At 44.4% G+C, this 14,788-nt stretch carries 10 protein-coding genes and 3 pseudogenes; 3 read left to right on the top strand and 10 right to left on the bottom strand.

The genetic code is table 11. From position 1 onward, the window contains the following. Positions 1 to 37: 37 nt before the first annotated feature. The 4 genes and pseudogenes from HRI96_RS00490 to HRI96_RS00475 form a co-directional block, all read right to left on the bottom strand. Complete coding sequence (locus HRI96_RS00490) at positions 38 to 1,756, bottom strand: ABC transporter ATP-binding protein (RefSeq protein WP_210117604.1); 1,719 nt, start codon at positions 1,754 to 1,756, stop codon at positions 38 to 40. Between the two features lie 2 nt (positions 1,757 to 1,758). Then, positions 1,759 to 3,495 (bottom strand): ABC transporter ATP-binding protein, encoded by a 1,737-nt coding sequence (locus HRI96_RS00485; protein ID WP_210117603.1) that lies wholly within the window; start codon positions 3,493 to 3,495, stop codon positions 1,759 to 1,761. A gap of 120 nt (positions 3,496 to 3,615) precedes the next feature. Next, positions 3,616 to 4,270 (bottom strand): annotated as a pseudogene (locus HRI96_RS00480) (TetR/AcrR family transcriptional regulator). Positions 4,271 to 4,465: 195 nt separating this feature from the next. Beyond that, positions 4,466 to 4,894: a VOC family protein gene (locus tag HRI96_RS00475; RefSeq protein WP_210117601.1), complete on the bottom strand. Its 429-nt coding sequence runs from the start codon at positions 4,892 to 4,894 to the stop codon at positions 4,466 to 4,468. Between the two features lie 185 nt (positions 4,895 to 5,079). Here HRI96_RS00475 and HRI96_RS00470 point away from each other — a divergent pair, with 185 nt between their 5' ends. Beyond that, complete coding sequence (locus tag HRI96_RS00470) at positions 5,080 to 5,670, top strand: TetR/AcrR family transcriptional regulator (protein WP_210117600.1); 591 nt, start codon at positions 5,080 to 5,082, stop codon at positions 5,668 to 5,670. Positions 5,671 to 5,723: 53 nt separating this feature from the next. Beyond that, positions 5,724 to 5,861 (top strand): annotated as a pseudogene (locus tag HRI96_RS00465) (MATE family efflux transporter); the annotation flags it as partial. 133 nt (positions 5,862 to 5,994) lie between these two features. Here the strand turns inward: HRI96_RS00465 and HRI96_RS00460 are convergent. The 6 genes and pseudogenes from HRI96_RS00460 to HRI96_RS00435 all read right to left on the bottom strand — a co-directional run bounded on the left by HRI96_RS00460 (position 5,995) and on the right by HRI96_RS00435 (position 12,337). Beyond that, entirely contained in the window at positions 5,995 to 6,741 is a 747-nt protein-coding gene (locus HRI96_RS00460; RefSeq protein ID WP_210117599.1) for an alpha/beta fold hydrolase, read from the bottom strand. A gap of 59 nt (positions 6,742 to 6,800) precedes the next feature. Continuing rightward, positions 6,801 to 8,720, bottom strand: a complete 1,920-nt coding sequence (locus HRI96_RS00455; protein WP_210117598.1) for an ABC transporter ATP-binding protein — start codon at positions 8,718 to 8,720, stop codon at positions 6,801 to 6,803. A 2-nt stretch (positions 8,721 to 8,722) separates the two neighbouring features. Next, positions 8,723 to 8,977, bottom strand: a pseudogene (locus HRI96_RS00450) (methyltransferase family protein); the annotation flags it as partial. A gap of 140 nt (positions 8,978 to 9,117) precedes the next feature. Next, a complete protein-coding gene (locus HRI96_RS00445) occupies positions 9,118 to 9,441 on the bottom strand; it encodes an Imm32 family immunity protein (protein ID WP_016521278.1) in 324 nt (107 codons plus the stop codon). Between the two features lie 140 nt (positions 9,442 to 9,581). Further along, positions 9,582 to 11,366: an ABC transporter ATP-binding protein gene (locus HRI96_RS00440; protein ID WP_210117597.1), complete on the bottom strand. Its 1,785-nt coding sequence runs from the start codon at positions 11,364 to 11,366 to the stop codon at positions 9,582 to 9,584. 263 nt (positions 11,367 to 11,629) lie between these two features. Next, positions 11,630 to 12,337 (bottom strand): TetR/AcrR family transcriptional regulator, encoded by a 708-nt coding sequence (locus tag HRI96_RS00435; RefSeq protein WP_210117596.1) that lies wholly within the window; start codon positions 12,335 to 12,337, stop codon positions 11,630 to 11,632. A gap of 306 nt (positions 12,338 to 12,643) precedes the next feature. Between HRI96_RS00435 and HRI96_RS00430 the strand changes: the two genes are divergently transcribed. Then, positions 12,644 to 14,737, top strand: coding sequence for a methyl-accepting chemotaxis protein (locus tag HRI96_RS00430; RefSeq protein ID WP_210117595.1), 2,094 nt, complete (start codon positions 12,644 to 12,646; stop codon positions 14,735 to 14,737). Positions 14,738 to 14,788: the final 51 nt, after the last annotated feature.

Genomic DNA, 14,788 nt, shown 5'->3' with positions numbered 1-14,788 from the left:
TTTTCCTGTTGGAGCCGGTAAAATCTTATTCTCCCGTTTAATAAACATACGTCTCCGTCAAACCCGATTTTTCAATCATGCTGCGGTAGAGCGGTGAAGCTTTTAGGAGTTCAGCGTGCGTACCTTCCGCATCGATTTTGCCCTTATTCATTACGATGATTTTGTCAGCGTTTTCGATCGACTTGAGCCGGTGCGAAATGATAATCACGGTTTTGCCCTTTATGAGCGTGTTGAGGCTTTCCTGAATTTTCATTTCGTTTTCCACATCGAGCGAGGCGCTGATTTCGTCGAGGATGATAATCGGCGCGTTTTTCAAAAGGGCACGTGCAATGGAAAGACGCTGACGCTCTCCGCCTGAAAGCCTGCTGCCGTTTTCGCCGATAACCGTATCGTAGCCGTCCGGAAGCGCTTCGATAAATTCGGTGCAGTTTGCAAGACGGGCGGCTTTTTTTACTTCGTCGTCGCTTGCGTTTTTATTTCCGACGCGGATATTTTCCATAATCGACGTATTAAAAAGTCCGACATCCTGAAACACAATCGAAATTTTATCGAAGAGGCTGTCGGTGTCGATCTTTGCAATGTCTTTGCTGTCGATAAGGATTTGTCCCTTGTTGTAATCGTAGAGGCGGGATGCAAGGCGGAGCACGGTTGTCTTTCCGCAGCCTGAAGGGCCGACAAGGGCGGTAACGCGGTTTTGTTCGGCAGTAAACGAAATGCCGTCGATAACCTTTTGCCCGTCGTTATACGAAAATTCGACGTTTTCAAATTGAATGCCGTAATGCCGCAAAGAAGCGGGTTCGCCTTCCTGCGTTTTTGTTTCACGCAGCTCGTTTATACGCTTAACGCGCGAATCGATATACATCATCTCCGCAAGATTCGCTTCGACACCTGCAACGGCATCCGTAACACGGGAGGCGGCAATAATATAGCCGATAAGATACAAAAGCGGTGCCGTGCCTGCCAGATACATTTTTAGTCCGAAAAATACGGTAACGCCGATAGAAAACTTTAAAAACAGCAGTGCGATGTTGAGAGGAATCGCTTGGTGTGCTTCCACAATCAAATGCAGTTTTTCCGCTTCGTCTACGTTCCGATTCAGCTTTGCCGACACCGTATCCGTAAGACCATAGCTTTTAATTTCCTGTTGCAGTTCTATCGCTTCTTGAAAAAATTCCGTGCGCTCACGCTGTTTATGAAAGTCCCGCGTTGTTTCCCGTATTTGAATTTTTTTCGACAGGATCAATAAAATAAAGCTGATGATAATCGGGACAAATACGCATAAACCCAATCCCGGATGAGCGGCAATCATCATCGCGCCGATTATAATCAAATACAGCACAAGACCGATTGTTTGCGGAATTGCGTGGCTGAGCGCATGTTCGATTGCGGCGACATCGGTCATCACCGTTTGCGATAAATCGGAAACATCGTGCTTCGAAAAATACGCAAGCGGCAGCGCCTTGAGCCGGTCGGCAATATTGACGCGCAGTTCCGTACATTCTTTGAACGTCGCGGTGTAGAGCGTATTGTAATTGATATGCACGAGCACATACATCACCACCGCAAGGGCAGCAATAATACCGATATAAAATCCCGCCGGCCGCAGCGTTCCGTCAAAATAACTTTGCAGGAAAAACATTGTCAAAAACATCGGTAAAATAAACGAGATATCCGCAAGCATCGACCATATTGACGCGGTAACTATTCCTTTTGCTCCCGATTCGGTAACCCCGAACCATTTTTGTAATTTATTCATTCTTAGACTCTCCACTCATTTGCCTTAGAATACAGCTTTTGCAGCCGGCTATACTTTCCGCATTTTTGCATAAGCTCGGCGTCGCTGCCGCGCTCGACGATGTTTCCGTCTTCGACAACTAAAATCTCGTCGACATTTTTAATCGAGCTGAGGCGGTGCGCAATCATAATAACCGTTTTATTTTTCATCAAATTGGAAAATGCCTGCTGAATTTCGTATTCGTTTTCGGGGTCGGCGGCAGCGGAGGCTTCATCCAAAATGATAATGTCCGCGTTTTTCAAAATAGCGCGGGCGATCGCAACGCGCTGAATTTCTCCGCCGGATAAGTGCACGCCTTTTGAACCGATAACCGTTTTTTCACGTTCGGGGAATTTTGCCAAAATGTCTTCGCAGCGGGCGAGCCGGAGCGCGTTCATCACTTCTTCATCGCTTGCATTTTTATTACCCATTTTGACGTTTTCAAAAATGCTCGTTTTAAAAAGCTTCGACGTTTGGAACACAAAGGCGATACTGTGCATAAGCGCATTCCGTGAATATGACGAAATATCCTTTCCGCCGATTAAAACGTTGCCTGAATTTATTTTATAAAAACCGGAAATAAGTTTTGCAATGGTTGATTTCCCGCCTCCGGACGAACCGACCAGCGCGTAGGTTTTGTTCGGCTCCAACGTAAAGCTCACGTCTTTTAAAATCTTTTCGTCGGTATAGCCGAACGAAACGTTTTTAAATTCGATTCCGAAGTTGTCAAACTTTTCTTCCGTGCCGTGTTCGAGATTGTCTTTTTCCATGTCTGCAAAAAGATTTTCAAGTTTATCCACAACGCTTTTTGCCTGAAAGTTGTACATTCCGACATACATCACGCGCATAAACGCCGAAAAAAGAATGCCGGCAATGCACACAAAAAAGACGATTTTTGCAATGATGAGATTTCCGTCAGCGCCCTTATTCATAAAATAAATGGCGGCAGGAATCGTAAAGACGGCAAACAGGTTAAACAGCACTTGAAACATCACATACGGAGAACGGCAGCTGAGCGTGTACTTGTACGCCAAATCCGAATAGCCGGTAATCGCTTCGTAAAACGCTTTAAAGGATTCGACGGTGCTTTTAAAGATTTTTACAATCTGCATACCGCGCACATATTCGACCGCTTCCGCATTCATCCGCTCCAATGCCGCTTGATACTTCTGCATAAAGTTTTTATTGCCCATCATAAACATCATCTGCGCACCGCCGATAAGCGCAACACCGAGGAGCAAAAAACCGAGCTTTACATCGACCGCAAAGACGATGATAAACATAAAAATCGGCGTAAACAATGCGGAAATATTGTCGGGAATTAAATGCGCAACCAGCATATGCGTTTCCTGTGCATTGTCGTCAATGAGCTTGCGGATTTTTCCCGACGGGTTCATATCGAAAAACGCAAAGGATGCGTTCATCAAATGTTTGATTGCGGTTTTGCGCAAATTCGATTCAAGCCGAAAACCGAGTACGTGCGACGCCCACAAAGCGGCAAAGTATACAACCGAATAGCCCGCCAACAGCGAAACGATCACCGTCGCGTACATCGAGCCGTCCGTAACGTTTTTTGTAACCAAAAGCGCGTACAAAAACTTCCATAAAAACCAAAATGCCCCCATCTGAGAAGCAACTCCCAGTACGGCGCACACCACCGAAATATACACGCAATGTATTTTTTCCGGCGTATATTTAAACAATCTTTTATATGTGTCCATTCAGACTCTCCTACACTTATTAATTAGTAATTGATAATTTGTAATGTTTAATTTAATGTGTAATTGTTAATTTGTAATGAGTAATTGCATACGCTTTAATTACCAATTAAACATTATTCATTATCCATTTACTTGCTCCATCCAATATTGTTTCCAGCCGGCACAATGGTATACGTTAAAATCGAGCACATATTCCACCGCTTCCGATTTTTTTAAATTATGATAAAAAATCTCTTTTAAATTTTCACAGTGGGACGTTACCATAACGTGAATAAAAAACCGTATGCGACGCGACATTTTAACGCCGTCTTGTTTCAGCCATCGAAGTGTTTCACGGTCGATTAAATCGATTGCTTTATCAAAAATGCGCTCATAGGAGCTTCCCTTCGAACAGCAGACAATCAGTTTCATCGCATCCCAATTATCGTAAAAAAAATCCACCATTTTTAAGAACCGGCGTTGCGACAGTTCGATAATTGCTGAAAGATCGCTTGTTTTCATACCGAAATTTTCAGCGTCGAATGCATCGCGATGCGCTACTATGTCTAAAAATTCGTCGAACACACCGCTTACAAGAGCTTCGAATATGCCGTCCTTGTTATCAAAAAGGTTATACAGTGCCCCCGTCGTAACCCCTGCCTTTTCGGCGATAGTGCGCACATTGGTATCTGCAAAGCCGTTGGCAAAAAACTCCTGTTTTGCAGCGCGTAAAATCTTTGCCCGTGTGTTCAGTTCATCTTTATCGGCTAATATTTTTTCCATAATAGTTATCCATATTTGTAATAACATTCCTACTAATCAATAACAATGTTACTAAAAAGAACTGAAAATGTCAAGTATGGATAATTATCATAATGCAAAATCCGGATATGAAAAGGAAACATCGAGCAGTGTTATTATTCCGATAATTGCTCCAAAATAAAATCTAAATATGTTTTACTCGATGCCATAATTATCCATTCTATTCGCTCTAAAATTTCAATAGGCCATCTTCGTCAAATTGAAAATCGGGTCCCCAAGATACTTCCCAATAGTATCCATCTAAATCGGAAAAATATGCATGATATCCGCCCCAAAATACTTTTTGCGGCTCTTTAACAATAGTTCCTCCGGCTTTTCTTACCAACTCAATAACGCTATCTACATCTTCTTTGTTTTTTACATTGTATGTCAATATAATTCCTGAAAAGCCGGTTCCTGTCGGCGGATTATTTTCATCAATATCTTTTGCCAATGAATCCAAAGGGAAAAGTTCAAATTTTGTTCCCGGTGTATTAAAAAAGCATACCGGTGGATTATCTTCTTTACAGTCTGTCTTATATCCCAACCCGTCTCTGTAAAATTTTAATGCTTTTTCCATATTTCGTACGCCTAAACAAATGCATGTTATTTTATTCATTTTTCACTTCATATATTTCAGATTGCTGATTTCCTTAATCTACTGTTTTTAACTATTATTTGTCTATACTGTTCATTTCGCGCTGTTTACAAAGTGTTTTTTTACTTGACATCACTTAATAATAACGCTATATTAAAAACCGACAGCACTGTCGGTTTTTTTAACAGACAAGGAGGGACTTTATTTTGAAAGAAGAAAAACAAAAAGTCGGACAGATGAGAAAAAGAGAAATTCGAGAAGCCGCAAAAAAATGCTTTTTAGATAAAGGCTTTCAGAATACAACAATGGAAGATGTCATTACGGAAATAGGTATGAGTAGAGGCGGTGTATATCATCATTATGCAAGTACAACTGAAATGCTGAAAGACTTAATGCTTGATGGAAATGAATACAGAAATAGCTTGATAACTGAATATTTAGCGCATAATCGGAGCAAAGATAAATATCAGCAAATGGGTGATATTTTAACAAGTAAGGCATTAGCAAAAACCGATTTAATGAAGCTGTACGCACTTCTTTTGCAAGCAAAAAACTATAATCGGGATTTGGAAGATTTATATCAAGAACTAAAATTGCACACAACTAAAGAACTTGATCTCATTGCAAAGAAACTGGGAATTACAGCACATATTTTTAAGGATGGTTTTTTAGTTCATTACATTAACGGTTTAATCGTGAGTTCGGAAGTGCTTAATGCACGAAATTCTTTTGACGTTCATAAGAAGTATATAAAAGAAACAATCATACAATACATTATTGATCTTGAAAAAAAATAACTAAACCACTAGGGATATTTGAAAATAAGAAATATTTTAAGAGGTGAGTTGCAATGAAACAAGATATGAAAACACAGCTATTAACTAAAAGTCCTAAAGAATTGTTATTCAAGTTAGCCATCCCGGGAATAATCGGAATGCTGGTTATCGGCCTGTACCCGTTTATGGATGGGATATTTGCAGGGCGGATCGCAAATGGGGTTCGTCCGAAGTAAAAACAAACCGATGAAACTGCTTCAGATATGACGCGGGATTTAAATTGTTAATTTGTAAATTGTATGCTCGTTTGAACCGATATCATCGCATTATCGATTATCAATTTATTTAAACCTTCTGCTTCATGCGCTCTTCAAGTATCGCAAGGTATGCCTTTTTTTCCGCTGCCATATACTGACAGTGCCCGTACCCTTTATGCAGTGCGATATGCACAAAAGGGTAGCGGCGCAAAATCGTCTTTGCTTGCCGTGCATCTATTTCTTTACTGCCGAATTCAAAATACATACGCTGCTGCACATCTTTCGGATACGGATAAAAATCGAAGCGGCTGCATGCCGCTATGATATTTCGCAGGCTTTTTTCACCCATGCTTTCAAACGTGCTTCCCATTACTTCGCCCGCTTCACCGAACAATGCGGTCATTTTCTTTTGAGCAAACCCCTTGTATTTTCGCGCCTTTTTCCATTTGCTTAAAAAGACGGCGGTATACACAAAGCGCAAAAAGCGGGCATTTTTGTATACCGGCGCACCGTCCAAAACAATGCATTTCCAGTGTATGTCGTCATCCTTCAACAGTTCCAGCACAATCCGCGCTCCTAGGGAAATACCGAGCGTCAATGCAATATCCGTATAGCCTTTTTCTTTCAGATAGCAAAGGATTTGCGCAGCTTCGTTTTCGGCGGAAACAAACTCGCTCGAAGATGCTTGCCCGTGAGCCGACAAATCCGGCGCAATAATACAGTACCGATCGCTTAGCGGCGCAAACAGCTTTGCCGCAAAGGCACCGGTCAGCAACATCGGGTGCAAAACCAGTATTTTTTCCGCCTCAATGTTTCCGTATTCGTGTATAACCATATTGCCTGTTCTCCCGCAAAATAATAATCTTTACCACGTGTTGAGCCGTGCGTCGCTTTTTACACCTTCCATTCGATGCCTTTTTGGAAGTTTTCCCACATACCGGCATAGAGGCCTTTGCGTTCGAGCAGCTCGGCATGCGTTCCCGTTTCGGCAAGCCTGCCCTCATCGATGACACAGATCGTATCGGCGTTTACGACCGAAGAGAGGCGGTGAGCGATCATAATGACGGTTTTGTCTTTGAGCAGCACGTCGAATGTTTTTTTGATTTTGTATTCGTTTTCGGCGTCGGCAAAGGCGGTCGCTTCATCAAGTACAATAATCGGTGCGTCCTGCAAAAGCGCGCGGGCAATGGCAAGCTGCTGAGCTTCTCCGCCTGATACGTATGTGCCCTTGGTGCCGTACACGGTGTCGATACCGGCGGGCAGTTTTTCGATGATGTCCATGCACTCGGCTTTGCGGAGCGCTTCCGTCACTTCTTCGCGGCTTGCGTCTTTTTTGCCGTAGCGGATGTTTTCAAAAATGCTTTCTTTAAAAAGCTTATTTTCCTGAAACACAAAGCCGACGGTGTGCAAAAGGTCGCTTGTTTTAATGTCGCGGATGTCGATGCCGCCGATGCTGATTTTCCCTGAATCGACTTCCCAAAAGCGGCCGAGCAAATTGACAAGTGTCGTTTTGCCGCCGCCTGAGGGACCGACGAGCGCGGTAAGCGAATGCTCGGGGATGTGCAAGCTGATGCCGTTCACTGCGGGGCGGCCGGCGGTTTGCGGCATTTTATCGCCGCCGGGGTTTGAGTTCCCCGTGTCCGTTTCCGCAGATCCCGCCGTTTCCGTTTTATAAGAAAACACCATATCCTTAAATGCAATATCGTACTTTTCGGGCAGCACGGACTTTTCCGGCTCTTCGGTCAGGGGCGCCTGCAAAATATCTTCAATACGGTTGAGCGCATCGTTCGACCGCTGATGAAACGTATTTGAGTACATGATTTTTATCAGCATGGTGTAAGTAACCGGCGCAAAGGCAAGGTAAAACACAAAGCTGTAAAAAAACCGCGCATCGAGCGTCGCCGTTCCCGCTATCAAAAGAGCGGCAGGCAGCAGGAATAAAAAGCCCGCTTTAATGAGCGCGAGGAAAATCGAATACCCGTTTTCCCACGATATCGAATATTTGTGCACGAACTCTTTGTAGTTCATAATCGAAGTGTAGAAGTTTTTAAAATAGTAGACGGACTGATTAAAGGTTTTAATAACCGAAATACCGCGTACATATTCGGTACCTGCGTTATTCATCTGTTCGAGCGCATCTTCATATTTTTGCATAAAGCCCGAGCTTGAACTTATGCGCATTAAAAGCATTTGCAGCACGAACGCAAGCACGAGCGGCAGCAGGGACACCAGCCCCAGCCGCCAATCGAAGGCGAGCATGAGAGTGAGTATCGCAAAGGGAGAAACCGTATTTTGCGCGGTATCCGGCAGGCTATGAGCGATCAGTGTTTCAAGCTGATTGACGTTTTTTTCAAACACCTTGCGCACTTTACCGCTCACATGCGTGATATGCCAGCCGATCGGAAGTTCCGCAAGCGTTTCCGTCATCATAATCGAAAGGTTTTCCTGAATCGTAAACGCGGTCGCGTGCGAAAGCATAAGCGCCGCATAATAGAGCACAAAGCCCGCCGCAGCCGAACCGACTGCCCACAGTCCGTAACGTGCAAGGGCGGCGGCGTTTACCACCTCTTTTGCCGCAACTGAGGAAATCACGTCGCGCATTACAAAGAACACCATAATGTACGGCACAAAACCGATGAGGGCGCTCAAGCCGGAAAGCACAAGCGACAGCGACAAAAGCCCTCTGCTCTTTCCCGCATAGCTTAAAAGCCGCTTGATAGTCTGCTGCTTTGCGGGATTGCGTTCCGCGCGAGGCTCCGCCAGCTTTCGATTTTCCGTCTGATTTTCTACCGTCCGTTTTTTTATTTCATTCATATTCATCCTCTTTTCCACGGAATAAAGCGGTTGACCCGTTTGCAATATGCGCCATATTCATCGCCGAAGCGTTCGGCAAGCCATTTTTCTTCCGTCAATTTCATAAACACGGTAAGGTACAGCCAAAAAAGCGGCGGCAAAATCAATACGTACCGATTCCGGCAAAACAGCAGTGCGCCGGTACAAATAAATAAAAATGCCGAATAAATGGGATTGCGCACAAGGGCATACACGCCGAAATATACACGCAATGTATTTTTTCCGGCGTATATTTAAACAATCTTTTACATGTGTCCATTCAGACCTCCTCTGTTTTTTGAAAATATGCGGCCTTCTGCTCCGCCTGTTTTCAAAAATGCTATCCACGAAATTAATCAGTAATATTTATATCACAATTCTATTCCATAGCGATTGATATTTCCCGTTCTTCTTTTATATTACCGAGATAATAATCTTTAATTTTACCATCTTTTGTATCAAGGCGGCTTAGAATGAGCCGCTCTTTATCAATATTGTTTTCTCCGATATGTACTCCGTAGTCTAAATGTACATGAGCCGATTCATACATCGGAATATTTTTTAATTGCATTTGATCCACATCGGAGAAAGCGATCAGCAATTCACCCAATGATTTCAAACCTGCCCTATCACCACATATAATAACTTCACCTGTTTCTTCCTCTTCATCCTTATTAACAATAACAGTTAATCGACCTTTCAATGATGATAGTTTCAATCTTTTTTTCAGAGTATTCCTCCTCTATGGATATATCATTCAATTTGTAATTATACACGCTGCCTATAACCCACTCTAATTTGCCGATTATTAATTATACACCGCCCATTATTCATTACCAATTATTATGCCGACCACTGCTCGCTTTCCCGCTGCAGCCTATACATCTCCCTGTAAATGCCGCCCTTTTCCATCAGCTCGGCGTGGGTGCCGGTTTCGGCAATCATACCCTTGTTGAGTACGATAATCTTGTCGGCGTTTTCTACAGTGCGTAATCGGTGCGCAATGACTATAACGGTTTTATCCTTTATAAGTGTGCTGATGGCATGCTGAATGAGCGTCTCGTTTTCGGGGTCGAGGGCGGCGGTCGCTTCGTCCAAGAGGATGATCGGCGCGTCTTTTAAGAGGGCACGGGCGATGGAAAGCCGCTGGCGTTCTCCGCCCGAAAGAGTATAGCCGTTTTCACCGATTTCCGTGTCATAGCCTTGCGGCAGTTTTTCGATAAACGAATCGCACCGGGCAGCTTTGGCGGCGGCAAGCACTTGTTCCCTTGTAGCGTTTCGGTTGCCGATTAAGATATTGTTGTATACCGTGTCGTTAAAAAGCACTACGTCCTGAAACACAATCGAAAAGGCTGCGAGCAGGGTTTCCGGATCTACGGTGGAAACATCGACGCCGCCGACGCTCACTGTACCCGATGAAGCGTCCCAAAAGCGAGCGGCCAAGCGTGCAATCGTGGATTTACCGCAGCCCGAGTGCCCCACGAGGGCGGTAATTTCACCCTGTTTTGCGGTAAAGCTGATTCCGCTTACCGTATTCTCGTCTGCGCCGTCAGGTATATTTGCGCCGCCGCCCGCACTTTCCCCGCCATTCGATTCATTATACGAAAACGATACGTTATCATAGCGAATATCGTAACCGTTCGGCTTGAAGGTTTCGCTTCCCGTCTGTTTAGGATAGTTGACAATCGCCTGTTTGCGTTCAACGGCAATCATCATTAAAAAGAATTCACCGAGCATCATAAACACCGTTGTCAGCGGATCGAAAATGCGGCAGGCGACCAGCAAAAAGACGATATACGTCAACAGTTCGATTCTCCCATGCGCCAGCAAATACGCGCCGTATGAAATCACCAGCGGAAAGCCGAAGCGGACAATCGCCGCCGAACCGAAAATAAACGCTCCGCCCACTGCTTCCGCTTTGAGCGTTACGTACGTTGACTCGGTAATATCGTCTTTGAGTTTTTGCACATACACCGCTTTTTTATCGGAAGATTTCAGCACTTTGATATTGTCGATCATCTGCTGAAGGGAATCGTAGATCAAATCTTTTTGCGCAAACGCTTGCTTTGCTTTTTTATCCAGCACTGATCGGGCAGCGACGATGATAAAAAATCCTGCAAAGGCGAAGATAAAAAGCGCAATCGTCATCCGCCAATCCAAAAACGCCAAAAGAGCCGCGGCAATCAAAATCGAAATGATGCCGCCGAACAGCTCCGGCACGGCGTGCGAAAGCGATTCTTCAATCAGAGTAACGTCGTTCAAAAGCGTCGAAGTCAAATACGATAAATCCCGCCTGCCGAAATACGACAGCGGGAGCTTTCGAAGCGATTCGGCAAGCGAAATACGCACATTCGCCGCTTCTTCATACGCACCGTTGTACATTCTGCCGTACTTCAGCTTTTCGAGGATGAACAACACGGCAATCATCGCGAGAGCGGCCGCCGACACCGCCCACACATTCGGCGCTTGAAAGCCCTGCTGCATAATACGCGCCAAAAAATAGCGCAGCACATACAGCGAAAGCCCCAATGGAACCATCAAAAACAAATTGATAATAGTGCCGAACGTAATCGCCGAACGCAAGTTCCGCGTCCCCGCGTCAGACAACGCAAAAAATCTTTGCAGCATAATTTCCCCTAATTCATCAACCGCGGCCTTTATCAAAATACGAAGATTGATAAAGACCCGTACTATCTAGAATTTATGTTAGCCGACGCTAACATAACACTGTTATGATATAAAGCACGAAGAAATTTGTCAAGAAAAAAGCGGCAAACCGATAAAAGTGTATAATCGCGAATCAGTTAGAATATACGGCGCTGAATTACACTATGAATGAAACGATTGTAAATGATAAAAAATGTTTGCCGTACCGTAACCGAAAGCCTTTTTTATTCTGTTTCGCACAGAATTTTCCGCCAGCCTGCTTCGTAAAATTCGTCGAGCAGGGCAACGTACCGGAGCGCTTCTTCGTATAGGATGTCCAAGCGGACGGTTTCGAACAAGCAGTTCCAAAAGCTTTTATCGATCGCCGAATACAGGCGCAGGTCTATGCCGGAGCGCAGTACGCCGCCGAACTCTTTGAGCGACGCCAAAGCACGCACATCGGCTTTGTATGTATCTTCCATCATGAGCGAAAAAAAATCGGCATAGCGCGTGCCGGCCGAACCGCACACGAGCAGCTTTACCGCGCGGTAATGTGCATATACGAAGTCCACTGTTTTTTTGCGGCCTTCAAAACGAAAGGCGCGCCGCTTTTTCGTGTCCGGCGGCATATTAAAAAAGGTGTCGTACATTGCGCGGTGGTTTGCCAAAAGAGAATCATACACGTCTTTTACAAGCGCGTCAAAAAGCGCTTCTTTGTTTTTAAAATGAAAATACAGAGAGCCGGTCGTAACGCCGGCAAGTTTTGCGATCTCCCGCATCGAGCTTTTCGCCCAGCCTTTTTGCAAAAATTCGGAAGCGGCGCACTCTAAAATGCGCTCTTTGGAATTCGGCGCCTTTGTCTTTGCGTGTTCCGCTGATTGCTCCGATTGCGACGGGAATTTTGTATGAGCATTATTTTTCCCGCGTTCGGGTTTTATATCCGTTGCTTTCATATCGAATGTAAGCAACGCTAATATGTTTTTATCCGTTTGTCAATGTTTTGCGTTTCGTGCTATTGCGCCACGCTTTTTGCGTTTCGGCACAAAACGCAAAAAGCTATGCAAATTCACGTACATGCAATGTGCACATGCAATGCGCGTTCTTTTCATATCATATATTCAGTGATATACTATTCTTTATGACGTAAGGAGATTGCGTTCTTTAAAATTACACGTCAATTTATTTACCGTCGACGGGCGGCGGTTTCTTCCTATTAAATCAAGAATGAAGATTTATTTACAATATTTTGGAGGCTTTAAATGAAAAAGCGTTTTTCTATAAGTTATAAACTTATCATTATTTTCGGACTTTTAATCGCTATAACTTCGGCAGTTGAAATCGTATTCGCCGTCCTTGCGTCACGAAAAGCGGTCATAGAAAAAGTTGAAACGCATCTTATCGACAAAGCTACCGACGTTGCCAGCATTGTCGACGGAAGAGTAAATGCATTTTTTCAACTGCTGGAAGGAATTGCCAGAATGCCTCAATTACAAGATCCCAACATATCATATTCTGTAAAGCTTGATCTTCTCAAAAAAGAAGCGGCCTTTAATCCGATCATATTGGATTTACAAGTCAGCGATACTCAAGGAACGACATATACCTTAAGCGGATCGCTCAAAGAGGGTCATAAAGAATGGTACAAGACAACCGTAGCAGGCGGAAGAGGAATAACTGAACCGTTTCTTTCGGCATTCGACCACACAACTTTTTTAATTATTTTCGCCGTACCTATTTATAACAATGACCACAATATCGTAGGAACGTTAAATGCCATTATAGAAGCACAAAGACTTTCCGGTTATATTAAAGACATAGTCGTCGGTAAAACGGGCAATTGTTATATAATGGGTAACAGCGGTACTATTATTGCCGATAAAGACGACGAACTGGTTAAAACTCAACTGAACATTATCGAACAGGCAAAAACGGACGAAACGCTTGCTTCAACCGCCGCTTTTTTGGAACACGTTTTAGATACCGACGAAAGCGAAATAGGCTACTATACATACGAAGGCGTATCGTACATAGCCTCTTTTGCTACGATGCAGACTACCGATTGGTCGATTATTGTCCGCGCACCGGTTAATGAATTTATGGGAACGGTAAATAAGCTGAGCATATCGATGAACGTTACGGGACTGATCATATTGATCGTCGTCCTTATTATTGTTTACTTCCTTGCCCGCGAAATGGTAAGGCCAGTAAGAATCGTCGTCAAAGCTTTAAAAGACATTGCGCAGGGCGAAGGCGACCTTACGGTACGTCTTCCGATAACGGGTAACGACGAAGTAACCGACTTGTCCGAATACTTTAATCAGACTATAGCTAAAATCGGCTCGTCAATTAAAGCGGTAGGCGAAAACAGCAGCGTCATGGAAGAAATCGGAAGCGAACTTGCAAGCAATATGACCCAAACTGCAAGCGCGGTACACGAAATCAGCGCAAACATAGACAGCATTAAGCAGCAGGCCCTGACACAGGCGGCGAGCGTCACCGAAACCGCCGCTACGATTGAAGAAATCGTTAACACGATAAATAAATTGAACGCAAGCATCGAAAACCAGTCGGCGAGCGTCGCGGAGTCTTCTTCTGCGATCGAACAGATGGTGGGCAACATTGCGTCCATAGGACAGACTCTTGAAAAAACCGACGGCGTGATTAAAACTCTCGCCGACGCAACGGTCGACGGTAAAACCACAATCGTTAACTCGAACAGTGTAACTCAAAAGATCGCAGAAGAATCAGGCAGTTTAATTGAAGCGAGCGCGGTTATTCAGCACATAGCCTCACAGACGAATTTGCTTGCAATGAACGCTGCGATCGAAGCCGCTCACGCAGGCGAAGCGGGTAAGGGCTTTGCCGTCGTCGCGGACGAAATACGAAAGCTTGCCGAAGATTCCGCCGAACAGGGTAAAACGATAACCAACACTCTTAAAACACTCTCAGGTGAAATTGAAGATCTTTCGGCCTCTTCTAAAACTGCAGAAGAAAAGTTCAACGTCATTTTCAGCTTAACCGAACAGGTAAAAACAATGAGCGACCGCTTGACGGAAGCCATGCAGGAGCAGGAAAAAGGCAGCAAGGAAATGCTTGCCGCGATCAAAGACATAAATACCGTAACGGTAGAAGTAAAAGACGGTTCCGAAGAGATGCTTAAGGGAGGCGAAGGCGTCGCTAGGGAGATGGAAAAACTTGACGGCCTTACAAGAATTATTACCGATAGCATGAACGAGATGGCTGCTGGAGCCATTCAGATAAACAACGCAGTACAGGAAGTAAACGAGATCACTCAAAAGAACAAGGCGAGCATTCAAAACCTGGCGGAAGAAGTGAAGAAATTTAAAGTGTAGGAATAACGCGGCAAACCCGCCGCGTGTGCCTCGACGTGTTTGCATGTTGTC

It is taken from the genome of Treponema parvum (assembly GCF_017893945.1).
GTDB lineage: Bacteria > Spirochaetota > Spirochaetia > Treponematales > Treponemataceae > Treponema_D > Treponema_D parvum_A.
Note: the sequence above shows the minus strand (reverse complement) of the source record. Positions and strands in the feature narration are given on the sequence as shown.

What these genes read in the sequence shown, in the direction of transcription:
- HRI96_RS00460 (WP_210117599.1), bottom strand. Translation starts at nt 6,741, where the DNA reads ATGGTTATACACGAATACGGAAACATTGAGGCGGAAAAAATACTGGTT.
- HRI96_RS00475 (WP_210117601.1), bottom strand. Translation starts at nt 4,894, where the DNA reads ATGAATAAAATAACATGCATTTGTTTAGGCGTACGAAATATGGAAAAA.
- HRI96_RS00485 (WP_210117603.1), bottom strand. Translation starts at nt 3,495, where the DNA reads ATGGACACATATAAAAGATTGTTTAAATATACGCCGGAAAAAATACAT.
- HRI96_RS00455 (WP_210117598.1), bottom strand. Translation starts at nt 8,720, where the DNA reads ATGAATGAAATAAAAAAACGGACGGTAGAAAATCAGACGGAAAATCGA.
- HRI96_RS00490 (WP_210117604.1), bottom strand. Translation starts at nt 1,756, where the DNA reads ATGAATAAATTACAAAAATGGTTCGGGGTTACCGAATCGGGAGCAAAA.
- HRI96_RS00430 (WP_210117595.1), top strand. Translation starts at nt 12,644, where the DNA reads ATGAAAAAGCGTTTTTCTATAAGTTATAAACTTATCATTATTTTCGGA.
- HRI96_RS00435 (WP_210117596.1), bottom strand. Translation starts at nt 12,337, where the DNA reads ATGAAAGCAACGGATATAAAACCCGAACGCGGGAAAAATAATGCTCAT.
- HRI96_RS00440 (WP_210117597.1), bottom strand. Translation starts at nt 11,366, where the DNA reads ATGCTGCAAAGATTTTTTGCGTTGTCTGACGCGGGGACGCGGAACTTG.